This is a genomic window from Bradyrhizobium sp. 187 (genome assembly GCF_023101005.1).
Classification (GTDB): Bacteria; Pseudomonadota; Alphaproteobacteria; order Rhizobiales; family Xanthobacteraceae; genus Bradyrhizobium; species Bradyrhizobium canariense_D.
Genome location: NZ_CP064693.1, coordinates 7,405,069 through 7,424,391 on the forward strand (window position 1 = coordinate 7,405,069; position 19,323 = coordinate 7,424,391).

Annotated in this window: 20 protein-coding genes; 8 read left to right on the plus strand and 12 right to left on the minus strand. The window is 64.9% G+C overall.

Features of this window, described 5'->3' with window-relative positions; genetic code table 11:
- Window positions 1-6: 6 nt before the first annotated feature.
- Entirely contained in the window at window positions 7-1,701 is a 1,695-nt protein-coding gene (locus tag IVB19_RS35590) for a bifunctional diguanylate cyclase/phosphodiesterase (protein WP_026233055.1), read from the minus strand.
- A gap of 220 nt (window positions 1,702-1,921) precedes the next feature.
- On the opposite strand from IVB19_RS35590, the gene IVB19_RS35595 reads away from it, so the two are divergent.
- Window positions 1,922-2,182 carry a hypothetical protein gene (locus tag IVB19_RS35595; protein ID WP_026233054.1) on the plus strand — a complete coding sequence of 87 codons (261 nt, stop codon included), beginning with the start codon at window positions 1,922-1,924 and terminating at the stop codon, window positions 2,180-2,182.
- A 1-nt stretch (window position 2,183) separates the two neighbouring features.
- Here the strand turns inward: IVB19_RS35595 and IVB19_RS35600 are convergent, their stop codons facing one another.
- The 3 genes from IVB19_RS35600 to mtgA all read right to left on the minus strand — a co-directional run bounded on the left by IVB19_RS35600 (window position 2,184) and on the right by mtgA (window position 3,994).
- A complete protein-coding gene (locus tag IVB19_RS35600) occupies window positions 2,184-2,825 on the minus strand; it encodes a hypothetical protein (protein ID WP_026233053.1) in 642 nt (213 codons plus the stop codon).
- A gap of 143 nt (window positions 2,826-2,968) precedes the next feature.
- Window positions 2,969-3,151, minus strand: coding sequence for a 50S ribosomal protein L32 (gene rpmF / locus IVB19_RS35605; protein WP_007598106.1), 183 nt, complete (start codon window positions 3,149-3,151; stop codon window positions 2,969-2,971).
- Window positions 3,152-3,319: 168 nt separating this feature from the next.
- Window positions 3,320-3,994, minus strand: coding sequence for a monofunctional biosynthetic peptidoglycan transglycosylase (mtgA, locus tag IVB19_RS35610; RefSeq protein WP_018455922.1), 675 nt, complete (start codon window positions 3,992-3,994; stop codon window positions 3,320-3,322).
- A gap of 160 nt (window positions 3,995-4,154) precedes the next feature.
- Between mtgA and IVB19_RS35615 the strand changes: the two genes are divergently transcribed.
- Both IVB19_RS35615 and IVB19_RS35620 read left to right on the plus strand, forming a co-directional pair.
- On the plus strand, window positions 4,155-5,078 hold the full coding sequence (locus IVB19_RS35615; protein ID WP_085361935.1) for a polyprenyl synthetase family protein: 924 nt from the start codon (window positions 4,155-4,157) through the stop codon (window positions 5,076-5,078).
- Between the two features lie 7 nt (window positions 5,079-5,085).
- The gene (locus IVB19_RS35620; RefSeq protein ID WP_018455920.1) at window positions 5,086-5,778 is read left to right on the plus strand and encodes a DUF1345 domain-containing protein; all 693 of its coding nucleotides are present in this window, start codon (window positions 5,086-5,088) and stop codon (window positions 5,776-5,778) included.
- A 16-nt stretch (window positions 5,779-5,794) separates the two neighbouring features.
- Here the strand turns inward: IVB19_RS35620 and IVB19_RS35625 are convergent, their stop codons facing one another.
- A complete protein-coding gene (locus IVB19_RS35625; protein WP_247820806.1) occupies window positions 5,795-7,621 on the minus strand; it encodes a caspase family protein in 1,827 nt (608 codons plus the stop codon).
- 178 nt (window positions 7,622-7,799) lie between these two features.
- Entirely contained in the window at window positions 7,800-8,228 is a 429-nt protein-coding gene (locus tag IVB19_RS35630) for a GFA family protein (RefSeq protein ID WP_018455918.1), read from the minus strand.
- Between the two features lie 91 nt (window positions 8,229-8,319).
- Between IVB19_RS35630 and IVB19_RS35635 the strand changes: the two genes are divergently transcribed.
- The 3 genes from IVB19_RS35635 to IVB19_RS35645 all read left to right on the plus strand — a co-directional run bounded on the left by IVB19_RS35635 (window position 8,320) and on the right by IVB19_RS35645 (window position 11,412).
- Window positions 8,320-8,694: a nuclear transport factor 2 family protein gene (locus IVB19_RS35635; RefSeq protein WP_007598116.1), complete on the plus strand. Its 375-nt coding sequence runs from the start codon at window positions 8,320-8,322 to the stop codon at window positions 8,692-8,694.
- 191 nt (window positions 8,695-8,885) lie between these two features.
- Complete coding sequence (bla, locus tag IVB19_RS35640; RefSeq protein ID WP_026233052.1) at window positions 8,886-9,755, plus strand: class A beta-lactamase; 870 nt, start codon at window positions 8,886-8,888, stop codon at window positions 9,753-9,755.
- A 49-nt stretch (window positions 9,756-9,804) separates the two neighbouring features.
- Window positions 9,805-11,412 carry a Na+/H+ antiporter gene (locus tag IVB19_RS35645; protein ID WP_018455916.1) on the plus strand — a complete coding sequence of 536 codons (1,608 nt, stop codon included), beginning with the start codon at window positions 9,805-9,807 and terminating at the stop codon, window positions 11,410-11,412.
- Window positions 11,413-11,438: 26 nt separating this feature from the next.
- Here IVB19_RS35645 and IVB19_RS35650 read toward each other — a convergent pair whose 3' ends face one another.
- The 6 genes from IVB19_RS35650 to IVB19_RS35675 all read right to left on the minus strand — a co-directional run bounded on the left by IVB19_RS35650 (window position 11,439) and on the right by IVB19_RS35675 (window position 17,511).
- Complete coding sequence (locus IVB19_RS35650) at window positions 11,439-12,260, minus strand: N-acetylmuramoyl-L-alanine amidase (protein WP_018455915.1); 822 nt, start codon at window positions 12,258-12,260, stop codon at window positions 11,439-11,441.
- A gap of 3 nt (window positions 12,261-12,263) precedes the next feature.
- Window positions 12,264-13,601, minus strand: a complete 1,338-nt coding sequence (locus IVB19_RS35655) for a Rieske 2Fe-2S domain-containing protein (RefSeq protein ID WP_018455914.1) — start codon at window positions 13,599-13,601, stop codon at window positions 12,264-12,266.
- 86 nt (window positions 13,602-13,687) lie between these two features.
- Window positions 13,688-14,584, minus strand: coding sequence for a TauD/TfdA dioxygenase family protein (locus tag IVB19_RS35660; protein ID WP_204513101.1), 897 nt, complete (start codon window positions 14,582-14,584; stop codon window positions 13,688-13,690).
- Window positions 14,585-14,731: 147 nt separating this feature from the next.
- Window positions 14,732-16,015 carry a flavodoxin-dependent (E)-4-hydroxy-3-methylbut-2-enyl-diphosphate synthase gene (gene ispG / locus IVB19_RS35665; RefSeq protein WP_018455912.1) on the minus strand — a complete coding sequence of 428 codons (1,284 nt, stop codon included), beginning with the start codon at window positions 16,013-16,015 and terminating at the stop codon, window positions 14,732-14,734.
- Window positions 16,016-16,027: 12 nt separating this feature from the next.
- Window positions 16,028-16,981, minus strand: a complete 954-nt coding sequence (locus IVB19_RS35670; RefSeq protein WP_026233051.1) for a DMT family transporter — start codon at window positions 16,979-16,981, stop codon at window positions 16,028-16,030.
- A gap of 35 nt (window positions 16,982-17,016) precedes the next feature.
- The gene (locus tag IVB19_RS35675) at window positions 17,017-17,511 is read right to left on the minus strand and encodes a Fur family transcriptional regulator (RefSeq protein ID WP_018455910.1); all 495 of its coding nucleotides are present in this window, start codon (window positions 17,509-17,511) and stop codon (window positions 17,017-17,019) included.
- A gap of 157 nt (window positions 17,512-17,668) precedes the next feature.
- On the opposite strand from IVB19_RS35675, the gene IVB19_RS35680 reads away from it, so the two are divergent.
- Together IVB19_RS35680 and IVB19_RS35685 are read left to right on the plus strand one after the other, a co-directional pair.
- Window positions 17,669-18,151: a MarR family winged helix-turn-helix transcriptional regulator gene (locus tag IVB19_RS35680; protein WP_026233050.1), complete on the plus strand. Its 483-nt coding sequence runs from the start codon at window positions 17,669-17,671 to the stop codon at window positions 18,149-18,151.
- Complete coding sequence (locus tag IVB19_RS35685) at window positions 18,144-19,319, plus strand: HlyD family secretion protein (protein ID WP_018455908.1); 1,176 nt, start codon at window positions 18,144-18,146, stop codon at window positions 19,317-19,319. The genes IVB19_RS35680 and IVB19_RS35685 overlap by 8 nt, the downstream gene beginning before the upstream one ends.
- The last annotated feature ends 4 nt before the right edge of the window (window positions 19,320-19,323 follow it).

The window sequence follows — 19,323 nt, forward strand, 5'->3', positions numbered from 1 at the left end:
GGTGTCTCAGCCTGCCGCGGGCAGCACGTTATCCGGCGGCGCGCCCCAGGGGCGGTCGGCTGAGGCGAGCCCGATCAGGCGGCCCTGGATGTAGTCGCAGCCCCAGTCGCGCAGCATGTTCGCAGCTTCTTCGTCCTGCACCCATTCGGCCACCGTCTTGATGTCGAGGCGGCGGGCGAGGTCGATCAGGGTCTGCACGAAGGCGCGGTCGTCGGCGGAACGGGTGATGTTCTGCACGAAGGCACCGTCGATCTTCACGATGTCCACGCCCAGCTTGCGCAGATTGCGGAACGAGGTGTAGCCGGCGCCGAAATCGTCGATGGCGATGCGGCTGCCGAAATTCTTCAGCCGGGTGACGAAGCCGCGCACATCGTCGATGTCCTGGATCGCGACGGTTTCGGTGATCTCGACGATCAGCCGCTCGGCAACGCCGGGATGGGCACGCATCAGCGATTCGATTCCCGCCCACCAATCCGGATCCATGGTGGTGTCGGGCGAGATGTTGAGGCTGAGGCAGATGTCCGGCGCGGCCGCGAGCTCGGCGACCACGAGCTCGAGCACCCGGTGATCGACCAGGCGGATCAGGCCGAGGCGTTCCGCAACCGGCACGATGTCGGGCGCGAGCAGCACCTGGCCGTCGCCCTGGTCCATCCGCACCAGGCATTCGTGAAAGGCGCAGTCGCGCGAAAGGGCGGCAACTACCGGCTCATAGGCAAGCTTGATGCGGCGCTCATTCAGTGCGGTGACGATCTCGTCGGTGACGCGGATGTTGACGCGGCGCTGGGCGTCGCGCGCGGCATCCGGGCGCCAGGCTGCGAACGAGCCGACGCGGCGTTGTTTCGCGGTGTCCAGGGTCTCGTGGGCGCGATTGACGGCTTCATCGGCGTTGCGGGCATAGCGCGGCACGCTGACCGCGCCGATCGAGGCGGTGACCGACACCGGTCCGGATTTGGTCGGCACCACCTCGTCGCGAATGCCGGCGAGGAAACGTTCGGCAGCCACGTTCATGTCATCGACGGTGCAGTTCTTCAGGATCAGGCCGAACTTGTTGCCGGAGAAGCGGCCGAGCACGTCGCCGCCGCGCAAGCGCGCGCGAATGCGCGTGGCGACGTCGAGGATCACGGCGTCGGCAACGTCGAAGCCGAAGGCCTCGTTGACACGCGCGAGATGATCGATGCCGACCAGCATGAAGGCCGCGGTCGAGCGGAAACGGGTCGTCTCCTCGATGGCCTCGGCCAGCGCGGCGATCAGATGCGAGCGATTGAGCTCGCCGGTCAGCGGATCGAGCCGGGCCAGCTTCGTCAGTTCCTCGTCGCGGGCATGGCGTTCATTGTTGATGCGGACGGAGCCGATCGCACGCACCGGGCGACCGTCGGGGCCGGCGAACCAGCGGCCGGTCTCCTCGATCCAGACCATGGGATCGGCGGCGCTCATGCGCACGCCGTACTCGACCCGGTAGGGCGTGCCGTCGGCGCCATGCACGGCTGAGGTCTGCGCCAGCGCGGCGGTCCGCATTGATTGCGCGGGCTCGATCAGCCTGGCGAATTCGGCGCCGGTGGCCAGCCGTTCGGCGGGAATTCCGGGAAAGATGGCGCTGACCTGCTCACCCCAGACGATGGCATCGCTGGCGATGTCCCAGGCGAACACGGCCTGGCCGAGGGCAGCCAGGATGTCGGAGGCTTGCGGCAATGCGGGGGTCAAAATCGCCTCGTTTCGGGACAGCGGGGAGTCCTGAGCCGGCACAGGATAAAGCCAGATTCGCCATTGACCCTAGGCAAAGTTGATAAACAATTTGGAAACCACGTTTCCTCGCTCGCAGGAACCGAAGCGGCTCACCCGGCATAGGCCTTGCGAGTACATGACACGCACCGGCGCCAGCGTCTCGAAACGCGACAATCTAGGCCGGTCAACGGTGATTGCGATGTTGAGTACTGGTCAACTGGACGTGGCGGACAACGGCACAGGCTCGGCCCTGGTGCCGCTGATGCCAGTTTTGCAGTGGGTCCACAAGGCCCCGCTGCCACGCCCCGATCCCAGCTTCGTCGCCCAGCTCATCGCCAATGCCGAGCATCTGCCCCAGGCGAGCCGGCTCCGCCGCGCTTCTTCCGAGGATGCGCAGGTCGCCTATGGCAGCAAGCGCCCGCTTCCGAGCGTTAGCGCGCGCACGCGGCAGGTGGCTTGAATCAGCGCGGCGCGTCGGGAGACGGCTGGGTGCCGTTGCCCGGCTGCAAATGAGGCGAGGGAATTTCCGGCGAGGGCGCACTCACAGGCTTCGGCGCCGGGTGATCCATCAGCACGGATTCGGCGACCGATTGTGCCGTGGGCGCGGGCGGCTCCGCCGGAGCTGGTCGCGGAGCGGACACTGGCTCGAACTTGGGCTCGAACTCATCCGCCGGCGTCTCGGCCTGGCGCTTGGTCTTGCGGGGCGCCGGCACCGTCGTTTCGGCGACATAAGCGACGCGGCGGCGGGTGCGCTGGGCGATGCCGCCGAGGAAATCGGCCATCGCGAGCAGCACCAGAAGGAAATAGGTGGAGTTGCCGAATTTCGGCCACATCACGAATTCGGCCGCAGCCGCGCCGAACACGATCAGCGACAGCAGATGATCCATCAGGAATTTCGAGCCGGGCCGCGCGCCCTTGACCACTTCGAGCAGCAGCAGCACGATACCTAGCGCGAGCATCACGTCGGCGAGCGTGACCGGCCAGGCCTCGCCCGTGATCATCGGCACTTTGAACAGCACGTCCGCAAAGGACACGCTCGGCATCAGGAATGCGATGATGTTGTAGACCGCGAGCGGGATCAGGAGCAGCGGGAAACCGACCATCGGCGAAATGCCTTCTCGATCAAGATATCCAGACAGGACAATGCGGCGGCGATGCATTCGCTCCGCCGCCGTCACTGTCATATCTCATGGGTGGGCCGAAATCAGGCAGGCCCGATCGTCCTGCCCACAGAAAGGTCCCGAACTCAGGACTCTTTCTTCTTCAGGACCTGACGGCCCTTGTACATGCCGGTCTTGAGGTCGAGATGGTGCGGACGACGCAGTTCGCCGGAATCCTTGTCTTCCACATAGGTCGGCTTCTTGATGGCGTCTGCCGAGCGGCGCATGCCACGACGGGACGGCGAGGTTTTTCTTCTCGGAACGGCCATTTCAATATCCTCTAGGGATTGGTGTTTTGGGGCATCGTCCGCGAGGGGACGGCTCAGCACCCGCAAACCGAGGCGAGCTGAATGCCGGTCAAGGCCGGGCTTATAGAGGAAGGCCTGCCTTAAATCTAGGGCTCTGGGCCGGAAAATGCGCCCGAAAAGGACCGGAAATCAGCGATTCTCCCGCCAGCAGGTCGAAAGTGAACTCGCCTGCGCTCGCGCCACATAGGTCCCGGCCAGCCGCCGGACACCCGGTCCCGGCGTCCTGGCGCTGCGTTTGACCGGATTCGGCAGGATAGAGGCTAGAAGCGCGGCCTCCCGGGGGGAGAGGTTCGCCGCCGACTTGCCGAAGGCATAGGCGCTGGCGGCCTCGGCCCCAAACTGGCTCTGCGGGCCGAGCTCGGCGATGTTGAGGTAAATCTCCAGGATCCGTGCCTTGGGCAGGACGAGATCGATCCACAGCGCCAACGGGAATTCCAGCGCCTTCCGGACGAAGTCCCGCCCCTGCCAGAGGAACAGGTTTTTCGCCACCTGCTGGGTGATGGTGGAAGCGCCCCGGAACGGGGTGCCGTCCTCCTTCGCATCGTCGATCGCCTCACGCAGCGCACCCCAGTCGATGCCGTGATGCTTGCAAAAATGGGCGTCCTCGGCCGCCACCACCGAGCGTGGCAGCGAGGGCGACATCGCCGCCAGATCGATCCATTCCCGCTGCATCGGCGCACCCCGCAGCGAGCGCCAGATCATCAGCGTCGAAACGGGATGGCCGGCACGGTAGAACGGCGCGACGACATAGGGCGCGAGAGCCGCGACCGCGAGCACCAGGAGAAGGGTTTTGACGACGCGCAAATCAACCTTTCCGGCGCAGAACGAAACGCGGCCACGGGCCCGGCATTAAGTCTGTGATAATTCGGGCCTTTTCCAGCACTTTTTAGGCCTTCCAAACGATTGACTGAGGCGGGCGCATAAAGGATTGTCCCGCCGAATTTTAGTTCTGGAGCCCTTCTTGATGACCGGCACGTCCCCGTCCGATTTCGCCAAACGTCTGGACAAGACCGCTGATGACACCGAGGCCCTGCTCGGGCGCCTGCTGTCGGACGACATCCTGCCCGATGAGATCGCCCGGCCCAAGCGACTGATGGACGCAATGCGCTATTCGAGCCTCAACGGCGGCAAGCGCCTCCGGCCCTTCCTGGTGGTCGAGAGCGCGGCCGTGTTCGGCGTGTCCCGCGAAGCCGCGCTGCTCGTCGGTGCGGCGCTCGAATGCATCCACTGCTATTCGCTGATCCATGACGATCTGCCGGCGATGGACAATTCGGACCTGCGCCGCGGCCGCCCGACCCTGCACAAGAAGACCGACGACGCGACCGCGATCCTCGCCGGCGACGGCCTCCTGACACTCGCCTTCGACATCATCACCCGCGACGAGATTCATCGCGACGCCAATGTGAGGCTTTTGCTGACCCGCGCACTCGCGCGCTGCGCCGGCATCGGCGGCATGGTCGGCGGCCAGATCCTCGACCTCGCCGGCGAAGGCCGCTTTGGCGGCAACGAGCCGATCGACGTCGCCCGCATTCAGCAGATGAAGACCGGCGCGCTGCTGCGCTACGGCTGCATCGCCGGCGCGATCCTCGGCCAGGCCTCGCAAAAGGAATATCAGGCGCTCGACGATTACGGCCGCGCGCTCGGCGAAGCCTTCCAGATCGCCGACGACCTGCTCGACGTCGAAGGCGATGCCGCCGCGCTCGGCAAGCCTGCCGGCGCTGATGCAGCGCTCGGCAAGACCACCTTCGTCACCCAGCTCGGCATCGAAGGCGCCAAGCAGCGCGTGCGCGATCTGCTCGCGCGCGCCGACAGCGCCGTGTCGATCTTCGGCGAACGGGCCGCCGTGCTGCAAGCGGCTGCGCGGTTCGTGGCCGAACGGAAGAGCTGATAGCGCGATGGCGGGCGGCAGCAAGGAAGACCCCGCCCTCGCCCGCTTTCGCAAGATGTCGCGGCCGATGCGGCTGATTTATGCGCGTCCGCGGACGTTCATGTCGCTTGCCGTTGGTATTCTCGTCTGCCTGCTCATCCCGGGTTCGCACCGGCTGGTCACGCGGCTTGTGTTCGGCTGGGATGCGTTGATCGCCGTTTATCTGGTGCTGGTCTACGCGATGATGCTGTGCAACGACCACCAGCACATCCGCCGCGCCGCAGCGATGCAGGACGACGGTCGCTTCGTGATCCTGCTGGTGACGGCGATCGGCGCCTTCGCCAGCATCGCCGCGATCGTCTCCGAGCTTGGAACGCCGCATCGCGGCGGCCTGGAGCTGAGCATCGCAATCACCACCATCGTATTGTCATGGGCCGCCGTGCACACAATCTTCGCTCTGCATTACGCGCATGATTATTACCGGCACGCCACGCCGGGCGGCCTTCAGTTTCCCAGCGGCGACAAGGAAGACCACGCAGATTACTGGGACTTCGTCTATTTCTCGTTCGTGATCGGCATGACCGCGCAGGTCTCCGATGTCGGCATCTCCGACAAGACCATCCGCCGCACCGCCACCGCGCACGGCATCGTCTCATTCATCTACAACACGGCCTTGCTGGCGCTGACGGTCAACATCGCGGCGAGCGCGATCTCGACCTGAACTCATTTCCGCAATCCTAGTTACAGACCTCGGCATTGCCATCGTTGCCCGGGCCGCCGCCGCCGCGATATTCGAGATGGCAGCCGCGGTTGACCGCACGACAGCCACTGTTGTTGCAGAATAGCTGTCCGCCACTCGAGCGGCGGCTGGCGCCAGCGGCAGCAGCGATGCCCGCAGCGCCACCAAAGCCGCCGGCCGCTCCGGCAGCCTCACCGCCGGCCTGACGACGCTGCCGTGCGGGACGCTCGTCGCCGTCGTCCCGCTTGGCGGTCGCAGGCTTGGCGGTCGCAGGCTTGGCGGCACGCTGCTTCTCGCACTCGTTGTCGTCGTTGAGCGCATAGCCATCACGGCAGACGATCTTGGTGCATTTGTCGCCGTCGGTCTTGAAGCCGTGCTCGCAAACCAGCGGACAGACGCGCGACTGTTTCGACTTGACCGTGTCGAGTGCATCGGTGCTCGCCACCTTCACGTCGAGCTTGGTGCCGGCATAACGGTTGAACTGCGATAACGACCGCTGCGCGGATGTCGTCCAGTTGCCGTCGGCGGCGCCGGAGAAGCAGCCGACGCGGCCGAGCTCGGTCTGTACCGAGCGGCTGAGATCGGCCGGCGCGATGGCCGGCGTCAGCGAGGCGACGTTGGTGCCGGCAGGGCCCGCCGTGCTGGCGGGCGCTGCACTCGGCGCCGCGGCGGCGAGATTGACGCGCTGCTGCTCGGCAGCGGCCGCCTGCTGCTGCGCCTGCTCCTTGGCCTTTTGCGCCGCAAGCTGTATCTGCTCGGCGGCCTCCGCATCGGCGGCTGCCTTGGCCTGCGTATCCTTCTGCGCGCCAAGTGCGGCAAGACGATCGCGCTCGGCCTCGGCCTGTTTCGCCTTCTCGGTGGCCGCCGCATGAGCCTGCTCGGCGCCGATTTTCTCGAGTTGCAGCTTGGCAAGGCTCGCATAGAAGCCGTCGGGATGCTGGGCGAGAAAGGCCTCCCACGCCGGCCGGTTGCCGACCTGGAGCGCGAGCTCGTAATCGCGGCGGATGTCGGCCTGAGGGTTGGGCGCAGCGGCAGCCGCAGCGGTCACCTTGACCGGCACCAGCGGCACGTCCTCGCCGCCGAGCGAGCCATAGACGAACGGCTCCTGCTTATTACCTGTCGACTTGAGCACGTCGTCGCGCACGAAGCCGAAGGCACGGCGGACGTCTAGGCCGGGCCTCGTCAGATGCTTCGACAGCGCCACCGTAAAGGGGCTGTTCGCACCGTCGCCATCCTGCGCCGTGAAACCGGCCTTGGCCGAATAGGCGATCAGCGTGTTCGAGCTGGTCGGCTCGACCTGGGCGAGGCCGCGGCCGACGCCGCGCGAGGCGATCGTGCGCTTCATGGTCTTGCCGAACGGATTGTCACGGCAGGCATCCAGGATCACCAGGCGAAGCTGCTTAGCCGGTTCGACCGCGACCAGGACGCGGTCGAGGGAGAGCGCCTCGTCAAAGACGTCGGTGTCACGCTCCAGCTTGGCGTCGACAGGGATCAGATAGTTCGAGCCTTCGACCTCGAGGCCGTGGCCGGCATAATAGACCACGGCGATATCGGCATCGCGGGTCCGGTCGGCGAATTCGCGCAGCACACGCCGGGTTTCCTGCGCCGTCAGGTCGTGCCGGGAATCGACGATGCCGAACCCGGCCTCCTTCAGCGTCCGGGCCATCACCGAACCGTCATTGACGGGGTTCGTCAGCGACGGCGCATGCTGATAGGCGGAGTTGGCGATCACGAGCGCGACGCGCTTTCCGGCGAAAGCAGGCCCGGCGCCGAATAGCAGCGCGACGGCGAGGAGGACTGGGCAAAGTCTGAGCAATTTGCGCATGACACGACTTCCGATTTCGGGGCGATTCGCGCCCTTTGGGACGGCTTTAGCAGGGTCCGTCGCGGACGCTTGTAACGGAGGTCACGAAGATGGCGCCGGCGGCAAGCCGAAAGGTCCCCTTGTTCGTCGCGCCAGTCCGGCCGCGGTTCGCCGCCAAACAGGTGCGCAGCAGGTTCCCTCAGACATCCCCGATGTGGCCCCGATATTGCGGCAGATTATCCGTAATCTCGTGCCAGGGCGCCTTCGACCCCACGAAAATGTGGGCGCTCGGTCGGATCGAGGGGGCATCGACCAGGGTTCCCATGGCGACGTGGACCCATTTTCCGTCGCGCACCCGGGAATAAAGCAACGAGCCGCAGCGGGCGCAGTGGGCGTCGTGGGTGGTTTCGTCACCGTAGATGGTGAGCTGGTTCTCGCCTCTGACGATGCGGAGCTTGCCCTGCTCGATGCCGGCGAACGGCTTGAAGGCAGCGCCGGTGGTGCGGCGGCAATTCGAGCAATGGCAGTTCATCGCATAGGAGAACGCGTCCGCTACCTCGTAGCGCACGGCGCGGCAGCAGCATTCGCCGATCAGGAAGGGAGCGTTCGAATTCTCTGATCCGGTCATCACAGCGTCCCAGCAAATGGTACGGACACCATAGCGCATTTTGACGTGTACGACTAAGTTCGCCCTGAGCCATCATTCAAAGGGATGACCCATGAGCCAGAACCGTTCGAGCGTCGAAGCCGTCGTGCAATCTTACTTCGACGGACTTTACGAGGGTGATGCCGAAAAGCTCGGCGCCATCTTCCATCCCTCCGCCGATTTGCGCTGGGTCGAGAAGGGCGAGCTGCAGGTGCTGACCGTGCCGGACTGGCTCGACCGCGTGCGCAAGCGCCCCTCCGGCAAGGCCGAAGGCAAGCCGCGCGAGGATTTCATCGTCACGATTGACCGTTCGGACGACAAGACCGCCTTCATCAAGGTCCGATGCCAACTGCCGCCGCGTTTTTTCACGGACTATCTGGTGGCTATGAAGCTCGCCGATGGCTGGCAGATCGTATCGAAGTCTTACCGGTATGATCTGCGAGAGTGAGGGGCCTAATCTTCCGCTGCCCGAAATCGGGCACACTCCTCCCACATCCTCCGTCATTGCGAGCGCAGCGAAGCTAGCCAGAGTCTTTCCGCGGAGGAAGACCGGATTGCTTCGCTGCGCTCGCAATGACGATGCGGATGGAGTGCATGCCGCATCTCTCCTCCGCCCCCGTCTCGCTCAAAAGGTCCACCATGCTTCTCGACCGCCGTTCGCTGCTCGCCTCGCTGTACTGGATCGCCGCCTCCCCCGCGCTCGCCGCAGACGCGCAGCCTGAGCTCGAAACCTATGAGCGCGAGAGTGGCGGCCGGATCGGGGTCTATGCCGAGAACCTCGCGACCGGCGCAAGGCTCGCCTGGCGCGCCGACGAACGGTTCGTCATGTGCTCGACATTCAAGGCTTCGCTGGCGGCATGCGTCCTGGCGCGGGTCGATCGTGGCGAGGATCAGCTTGCGGCCATGATCCCGTACGGCAAGGCCGACCTGCTGGAGTACGCACCGGTCGCCAAGCAGAACATTGCCGCCGGCGCAATGTCGGTCACCGAGATGTGCAAGGCGATCGTCGAGCTCAGCGACAACACCTGCGCCAATTTATTGCTGGCGCGGATCGGCGGTCCCGCCGCACTCACCGCGTTCTGGCGGTCGCTCGGCGACACCGCCTCGCGGCTCGACCACAACGAGCCCGAGCTCAACCGCTCACCGCCCGGCGATCCCCGCGACACCACGACGCCGGCGGCGATGGCAGGCAATCTGCGCCGGCTGCTCACGGGCGAGGCGCTGTCGGCCACCTCGCGCGCGCAGCTCACGGAGTGGCTAGTGGGCTGCAAGACCGGTGCGAACCGGCTGCGTGGCGGGCTCCCCGCAAGCTGGAAGATCGGCGACAAGACCGGCAACAACGGCAAGGACGCATCCGGCGACATCGCGGTGGCCTGGCCCAAGCCCGATACGAAGCCCGATGCACCGATCCTGATCGCGGCCTATACCCAGGGCGGCACGCCGAGCGCGGCGCAGATCGAAACCGTGTTCGCACGCATCGGCCGCATGGTGGCCGAACGGCTGGCGTAAAGCCGCACGCATTGACGTTGCGACCGCTTCCGGGTGAAGACAGACCATCATGGAAGCGAAATTTCAGACCTTTCTCATCCTGCTCGCCGTGCTGGCGGGCACCGCGCTTGTCGCGCGCCGCTTCAACATCGCGCCCGCCATTCTGCTGATGCTCTCAGGTGTCGGCCTTGCCTTCGTGCCGGGCATGCCAGCGGTCGAACTGCCGCCGGAACTGGTGCTGCTGATGGTGCTGCCGCCGCTGATCTACTCGGCGAGCGTCGCGATGAGCTGGCGCGAGTTCAAAAAGAATCTTCGCCCGATCGTGCTGCTGGCGGTCGGTGCGGTGATCTTCACCGCGGCGTTGGTCGCAACCGCCACGCATTATTTCATCGGCCTGCCCTGGACGATCGGCTTCCTGCTCGGCGCCATCGTCGCGCCGCCCGACGTGGTGGCGCCGCTCGCGATCGCGCGCCGGCTGCATCTGCCGCGCAGGCTGATGGTCATCCTCGAAGGCGAAGGGCTCGCGAATGATGCCACCGCTCTGATCCTCTACCGCTTCGCGCTCGCCGCAATCATGGTCGGGCAATTCTCGCTGCCTCTGGCAGGCGGCGAGTTCTTGCTCATCGTCGCCGGCGAGATCGCCTTCGGCATCGGCGTCGGTTGGCTCTCCCTGCGGTTCCGCAAATGGTCGGGAGACCCGCAGGTCGAGCTGACACTGTCGCTGATCACGCCCTACGTGTCCTACTGGCTGCCCGAGCATCTCGGCGGCTCCGGCGTGATCGCCACCGTCGCCTGTGGCCTCTATGTGAGCTGGAATGGCCCGCTGCTGATCTCGGCATCGACGCGCCTGCAAGGCATCTTCTTCTGGGACCTCGTGATCTATCTGATCGAGGGCTTGCTGTTCCTGCTCACCGGATTCCAGATGCGCGCACTCTACGAGAAATCGAAGGCGTTCCCGCTCGACGACATCATGATTGCGACTGCCGTGGTGCTGGCGGTGGTCGTGATCGCGCGCTTCGCCTGGCTCTATCCCGCGACCTATCTGCCACGAATGCTCAGCAAGTCGCTGCGTGCGCGCGATCCGTCACCACCATGGCAATGGCCGTTCGTGCTTGCGCTCACCGGCGTGCGCGGCGCGGTGTCGCTGGCGGCAGCACTGGCGCTGCCGTTCACGCTGCCGGGCGGCGAGGCCTTCCCGTTTCGCGACCTGATCCTGTTCGTCGCGTTCGGCGTCATCTTCATCACACTGATCGGCGTCGGCCTCACGCTGCCCCCCGTGGTTCGTTGGCTCGGTGTCGCGGAAGCCGGTCGCAACGAGCATGCCGCCGAGCACGAGGCCGAGATCGCGGCACGGCGCCAGGCCCTCGACGCGGCGCTAAAGTCGCTCGACGCGCTGACCGAGGAAAAGGACGTGTCCGACGAGGTGATGCGGCTCCTGCGCGCCCGCCACGAGATCCGGGTCAACCAGCTGCCGGACTCGCTCGATCCCACCCACCACGACGTCTCCGCCGCCGGCACCGCCCTGACCCGCCGTCTGATCGCCACCGAGCGCAAGTTCATCCACGAGCTGCTGCGCGAGGGCCAGATCACCGACGAGACGCGGCGGCGGATCGAGCGCGATCTGGACCTGGAGGAGGCAAGCTTGGCAAACCGGGAGTACCGGGGAGGGCCGCTATAGATTCCCGTCATTGCTAGGGGCGCGAACTACCGCCTCTCGCAAAATTCCCTCATCGCCACCGCCACGGCGCCCGCAATGATCTCCTGCCGCTCCGGGGAGTTCATCGCCATCTCCTCGTCGCGGTTGATGATGGAGCCCGCTTCGAGCAGCACTGCGGCGCTGCGGGTCTGCGAGAGCACAACGAGCCCGTCATAGCGGTAGACGCCGACATCCTTGTCGAGCAATTGGCGCCGGTAGCGGCCCATCACCGGCAGGGTGTACTGGCTGGCATAGTGCAGGTCCTGCTGCTTCAGCTGCCTGCCGATCATCCGGGCCAGCATCAGGCTGGCGGCGAAGTGCGGATTCCGCTGCGACACGAACAGAGAGTGGCCCGAAAAGCGGTCGCTGAAATAGCTGTTCGCGCCGTCGAACTCCCAGCTCCCGAGCAGCTTGTCCGGCACCGAATCGTGATGGATCGACAGGAAGAGATCGGCCCGGGCGTCATTCGCGGTGCTGACGCGCTTGAACAGGCTCGGCCGCGCCTTGCCGTCCGTGACGAGCAACCGGGTCGCGGCAAAGCCTTCGGCCTTGAGCCTCGCCGTAATCAGACTTGCAAGCCGGAAGTTGAAGCCGAACTCCGTGTCGTTGCGCGCGCTCAACGCGCCGTAGGAGTCCGGGGTGTGCCCGACATCCACGAGGATCCGGAATTTCGACAGCTCACACTTGACCGGCGCGTGCGGCGGCTTGGGTTTCGCGATTTTCCGCGCGATAGCAGCATGACCAGAGTCTGCAGGCGCCAGCGACCATAGCAAGATCGACGCGACCAGCGTCGAGACGAGACTTGCGATGATGCTGCGCGGCTGTCCCAAGTACTACTCCGCTGCCGCTGTTCGCGGCCGGCCGACAAAGCCTGTGACGTCACCGAAACGCTCCAGCATCACCGCGGAAAGGTCCTTGGCCTTGCTGGTGACGCAGGCGCCCGAGCGCACGGCATGGCGATCCTGATGCGCGGCCTGCGGCGGCGGCTCGCCCTGCTGAAGCGCCCGCGCCAGCTCCATCACGACTTTCCGGAAATGCATGATACCGAGATCGGTCGGACCGAGATGCTCGCGGGTGCGGTCGGCGATCGGGCCCTGGCTGTCCTGCACGGCCGCATCCTGTTCGGAGACGCCCTTGATGCCGGTGTAGCTCCTGGTCTTCTGCATCTTGCGGTCGATCAGATAGTCGTTGCCCTTGTGGCGCAGCGGCACGTAATTGTCGCCAACCTCCGCGATCACGCCGTTGCCGCGGTCAAAGACGTCGCGCTCGGCTTGCGTCAGCGGCCGTTCCGGATTCCAGGCATAGGTGTAGATCCAGCAATTGGTGTCGGTGACGGGCACGAAAGTCTGCCCAAAGATGTTCTCACCCGGCATCGCGCTCGGGGCATAGGCGTGGAACGGCATCAGAAATTGCGCAATGCGCCAGTAGATGTTGTCGCCGCCGGTGAGCCGCCCGCCGGCGATGGTGAGGCCCGCTGCGTGCGCGGCGATCTTGATCACAGGGCGCGGATCCTCCGCGATCCAGCGCATGTGATCGCTCGACATCCGCGCGATCGGATTCACGAAATGCTTCTTGATGTCCAGGATCTCGTTCTCCTCCTTGTCGAAGGAGAGATGGGCGAAGGTGAAATGCGCGGTGTCGATCGAGCCTTCCAGCGCCTGCACCCAGTTGCAGTCCTGCCATTTCTTGCTGACATAGCGGTGCGAGGCCGGCAGCAGTGCCATTTCGAGATCGGGCAGCTCGGGCATCGCATCCGCGGGACCCATATAGGCCCAGATCATCTCGCCCCATTCGCGCGCCGGATAGGATTTGATGCGGATGAGATCCTTGGCGTTGAGGTCGGGATAGGAGGTCGGCATGTCGACGCAGCGGCCGTCGGTGTCGAACTTCCAGCCGTGATAGACACAGCGGATGCCGCATTCCTCGTTGCGCCCGAGCCAGAGATTGGCGCCGCGATGCGGGCAGTATTGATCGATGATTCCGACAACGCCGCGCGTATCGCGGAAGGCGAGCAGCTCCTCGCCGAGAACGATGATCTTCTTCGGCTCGCCGTCGGGTTCAGGGAGTTCTTCGGACAGCAGCACAGGAATCCAGAACCGGCGCAACAATTCGCCCATGCCCGTACCAGAGCCCGACTCGGTCAGGAATTTGTTGTCCTCGGCGCGGAGCATGGAAAATCCTCCCGACGGTCGTTGTTGCCGGCAAGATTGGCGCGGACGCGGGAAGACGTCAACGCGGAACGCGGCGCGCAGGCCGGTTAAACCGGCCGCTCCCCCTTCACCGTCACGCGCGTGCCGGAGCGCGTGTGCGGCCAATAATCCCACATCGCGCGGTGCTGGGTGCAGCGGTTGTCCCAGAAGGCGATGGCATTCTCTGTCCAGCGAAAGCGGCACTGGAACAGCGGATTCTCGGCGTGCTGGTAGAGATAGGCAAGCATCGCCTCGCTCTCGTCGCGCGGGATGCCGTTGATGTGGCGGGTGAAGCCGCGGTTGACGTAGAGCGCCTTCTTGCCGGTGACCGGATGCGTGCGCACCACGGGATGCTCGGCACTCGGATAGGACGGGCGGTCGGCGACGCCGTAATTGGCGTAGAGCCCGCGATAGATCGGCTCGCCGTCATGCAACGCAGTCAGCCCGTCGAGATAGGCCTTCATCCGGTCCGACAGCGCCTCGTAGGCCGCATACATGTTGGCGAACAGCGTGTCGCCGCCGCGCGGCGGGCACTGCTTGATGTAGAGGATCGAGCCCATCGGCGGCTCGTGATCGCAGGACACGTCGGAATGCCAGCCCTCGCCATTGGCCCGCGGCGAATTCGCATCCGCATAGATCTTCATCAGGGCCGGGTCTTCATCCTCATGCGGCGCGGCGGGATGGAAATGCAGCTCACCGAACTTGCGGCCGAAGGCGAGATGCTGTTGTGGCGTGATGTGCTGGTCGCGGAAGAAGATGACGAGGTTTTCGGCAAGCGCGCGGTGGACCTCGTCCATCTGCCGGTTGGAGCGCGCATCGTCGGAGACGAGCTTGCCGATGTCGACGCCCGAGATTTCCGCGCCGATGATCGGGGTCAGCTTTTCGACCGCGATGGTCTCGTAAGGCGCGCCGTCGTCCGTCGCGTGGCGATAGCGCGGGCCCTGCTTGCCGGCGAGTGAGCTCATGGCGTGTCTCCCGATGCATTCTTGCTTGGGAGCATCGTAGCAATGTAGGGCGGCTTAGCGAAGCGTAACCCGCCACTTCGCGCCTGCAAAAATAAGGCGGGTTACGCTTTCGCTAACCCGCCCTACGATTCCTGATCTGGAGCAGAACTATTCCGCCGCGGTCACCGGCACCTTGGCGCCCTGGCCGTAGCGCTGCTCGATGTAGTCGATCACGAGTGCTTTGAAGTCGGCGGAGATGGTCGGGCCGCGCAGGGTGCGGAACTTCTTGCCGTCGACGAACACCGGGGCAGCCGGCGCCTCGCCCGTACCCGGCAGCGAGATGCCGATATTGGCGTGCTTGGATTCGCCGGGGCCGTTGACGATGCAGCCCATCACCGCGACGTTGAGCTCTTCCACGCCGGGATATTTCGTCTTCCAGGTCGGCATCTCGTCGCGGATGAAACCTTGGATCGAGCTGGCCAGTTCCTGGAATGTGGTCGAGGTGGTGCGGCCACAGCCGGGGCACGCCGCAACCAGCGGCACGAATGTGCGGAAACCCATGGTCTGCAAGAGCTCCTGGCCGACCTGCACCTCGCGGGTGCGGTCGCCGCCGGGCTCCGGCGTCAGCGAGATGCGGATGGTGTCGCCGATGCCCTGCTGCAACAGGATGCCGAGCGCGGCCGAGGACGCCACGATGCCCTTGGTGCCCATGCCGGCCTCGGTCAGGCCGAGATGGATCGCGTAGTCGGAACGGCTGGCGAGATCCTGATAGACCGCGATCAGATCCTGCACGGCCGAGACTTTGGCCGAGAGGATGATGCGATTCTTCGGCATGCCGAGTTCCTCGGCGCGCGCGGCCGAGAGCAGCGCGGATTGCACCATGGCCTCGCGCGTCACCGCGCGCACGTCGCGCGGATCGGGGGAGGCGGCGTTCTCGTCCATCAGCTTGGTCAAGAGCTCCTGGTCGAGCGAGCCCCAATTGGCGCCGATGCGCACCGGCTTGTTGTTCTTGTTGGCGATCTCGATGATGTCGGCGAACTGGGTGTCGCGCTTGTCCTTGAAGCCGACATTGCCGGGATTGATGCGATATTTGGCGAGCGCCTCGGCGCAGGCCGGATAGGCGGCGAGCAGCTTGTGGCCGATATAGTGAAAGTCGCCGATCAGCGGCGTGGTGATGCCGCGCTTGAGCAGGCCGTCGCGGATGTGCGGGACGGCAGCGGCGGCCTCCTCGCGGTCCACGGTGATGCGGACCATTTCGGAGCCCGCGCGGGCGAGCGCTGCGACCTGGGCAATGGTGCCGTCGATATCGGCGGTGTCGGTGTTGGTCATTGACTGCACGACGATCGGGGCACCGCCGCCGACGGCAACGTCGCCGACCTTGACCTGGGTGGTCTTGTGCCGGGGCGCGGGGCCCGCGACGTCGGAATCGATGGTTTTTTCGAGCTTGTTCATGGCGTCCAAATATCAGGTTTTGGTGACGTTCAGCAATGCATCGCGCGGCGCCGCAGCGGATTGACTGGGACGGTTAACCAGAAAAAGCCCAGCAATGACAAGGAGGGCGGCAGCCCCGAATGTCAGGTTCAGCGTGTCGTGCATGATGAAATAGCTACCCACCACGCCAAACAAAGGGGTGATGAAGGTAAAAGCCGACAATTTGCTGGCCGAATAGGTCTTCACCAGCGCGAACCAAAGCGTGAACGTGGTTCCCACGACCCAGATCGCCTGGAAGGCCATCAGGCCCAGCGACAGCGGCGACGGCGTGTGGGGGATGGTCTCCCCGAACAGCCAGGCGGCCAGCCCCAGGATCGGGATCGAGGTCGCGACCTGATAGCCCAGAGCCTTCTCGGGCGCCGCGAAGCGCAGCCGCGTGCCCTTGGCAACTAGCGTGGTCGCCGCCCACAGCGCGGCGCCGCCGACGATCATGAGATCGCCGAGCAGGACATGCGAATCGACGTTGGGCTGCGGCACGCCGATCGCGAGCGCGACACCGGCAAAGCTGATGGCGAGCCCCAGCCATTGCGTCCCGCCAAGTCGCTCGCCGAGCACCTGGTAGGAGCCGAGCGCGACGAAGAACGGCGCGGTGTAGAGGAACACGACCGCCCGCGATGCTGGTGTGAACCGCAGGCCCTGGAAGATCAGCACGAACTCGATGCCGAACATCAGTCCGGCGATGACGCCGGGCTTCCAGGTGCCGTCGCGCTCGAAGAATTTAACGCCGCGCAAGCTGCCGATGATGAACAGCACCGGCAGCGCGCCCATCGAGCGGAACGTGGCCTGAAGCATCGGCGGAATGTCCGGCAGCACCAGCTTCACGGCGATCTGGTTGAACCCCCAGGTCAGGCACAGCATGAGCATCAGGGCGATGGCGCCGGCACTGAGGGGACGACCGGCGGACGGTATGGCTTGAGGTGAGGACATTTCTTCCTAAAAACCGGCTTTGCGCCGTTGTTGCTCTATGCGGCTTTCTGACAATGCGCACAAACGCCCGTGATTTCCACCACCGACAATTTGGGAGCGAAGCCTGAGCTGCGCGCGGCGGCGTTGAGGTCCTTGGCGAAGGATGCCGACGGAATCTCACCGACCAGGCCGCAGCGCTCGCAGATCAGGAACGTCACCGCCGAGATCGCGTCGTGGTCGTGAGCGGCGCAGGCGAGATAGGCGTTGCGGCTTTCGATCCGGTGCACGAGGCCGTTGGCCATCAGGAAATCGAGAGCACGATAGACCGTGATCGGCGCCGGCCGCGACATCGACTTCGCCAGTTCGTCGATGACCTCATAGGCGCCGAGCGGCCGGTGGCTCGAGAGCAGCGCCCCCAATACATGGCGGCGTATAGGCGTGAATTTCTGCGCGCGCTCTCCGCAAACGGCCTCGGCATGCGCCAGCGCATCCGCGGTGCAGCGGCCGTGATCGTGATCGGGCGCGGGAAATGCCGGTTTTGCGAGGGTCATGCGACCGGCGTTCTAGCATTTCGAAAGGGGAACCCAAAGCAGGACCGGCGATGCGGCCAGCAGCCATGCTCGGCCTGCGGGACAGCGTCCCGCAAACCCGCCATGAAATAATCATAAGCTTGCTTATTATATTGCAAGCTTATTGGAGACCAAGCTCATGAGCCCAGGGCCCGTGGACCAGAACTTCCTGTTTACGCTCGCCGAGCTCTATCGCCTGCTCCGGGTCTATGCCGACAAGGAAGCCTCGCGCTTCGGCATCACCCGCGCGCAATGGGCGGTGCTGGCCAAGGTCGAGCGCAGCGAAGGCATGAAGCAGTCGGAACTCGCCGAGCTTCTCGAGGTGCAGCCGATCACGCTGACGCGCCTGATCGACAAACTCTGTGACAGCGACTGGATCGAGCGACGCAACGATCCTTCGGATCGCCGCGTCAAGCGGCTGTACCTGAAGAAGGCCGGGCGGCAGTTGCTCGGGCGGATGAGCGGGCTGAAGTCCGAGCTCACGGCCAACGCGCTCGACGGCATCACTCCGGCGGACGCCCATCGCCTCCTCACCCAACTCGAAACAATCAAGGAAAACGTGCGGTCCGCGATCCAGAGCAGCGGAGCGGAACAAGCGCGTAAGGAGCAACGCTATGGCTGATCAGGTTCTCAAGTTCCAGCCCGAGCAGAAAATCGACGGCGGCAAGCCCACCAAGAAAGCCGGCACCGATCCGCGCCGCCGCCTGGTGGCGGGCCTGCGCCGCTATCGCCGCGTGCTGCTCCTGGTTGTGCTGCCGCTCGTCGTCGCGGTTGCCGGCTTCACCTTCTATCTCAATGGCGGCCGTTACGTCGGCACTGATGACGCCTATGTCGGCGCGCAGAAAGTGCTGGTGACCCCTGATATCTCCGGCAAAATCCAGAAGGTCGTCGTCAAGGAAGGTCAGGTCGTCAAGCACGGCGACGAGTTGTTCGAGATCGACCCCGCTCCGTTCCGTCATGCGTTGGAAGAAGCCAAAGCGCAACTCGCCCAAGCCCGCATCACCTATGACAATCTTGTTGCCAACATCAAGATCTACGGTGACATGCTCAATCTTGCCCAGCAGGGCATGGACCTGAAGCAGCGCGACGTCGAACGCAAGCAGTCGCTGGTGAAGAACAATTACGGCTCGCAGCTCGATCTCGACAACGCGTCCAATGCACTGGTTACCGCCGGCGCGCAGGCGCAATACATCAAGCAGCAACTCTCCAATGCCAAGACCCAATTGCTGGGGAATCCCGAGTTGCCGCTGGAGCAATTCCCCGCCTACGCGCAAGCGAAAGCCAAGCTGGACGATGCCCAGCGCAACCTCGACCACACCGTGCTGCGCGCGCCGATGGATGGCGTGGCAACACAGGTCGAACAGATCCAGCTCGGCCGCTACGTCGCCGCCGGCACGCCGGTGTTCTCCATCATCGACGTGGCCCATCCCTGGGTCGACGCCAATCCGAAGGAGAGCGACCTCACCTACGTCACCGAAGGACAGCCGGTCACGCTCGAGGTCGACGCGTTCCCGAACCATACCTTCAAGGGCAAGATCGGCTCGCTCTCGCCCGGCACCGGCGCGCAATTCGCGATCCTGCCGCCGCAGAACGCCAGCGGCAATTTCGTCAAGGTGGTGCAGCGCGTGCCGATCCGCATCTATTTCGACGAGACCGACAAATACGTACGCAAGCTGAAGGCCGGCATGAGCGTTTACGCCACCATCGACACCGGCCACCAGCGCTCGCTCGCCGGTCTGCTCGGCCTGTCGGCGACCGCGAGCCAAGACAAAGATCAGGACAAGGACTAATCCT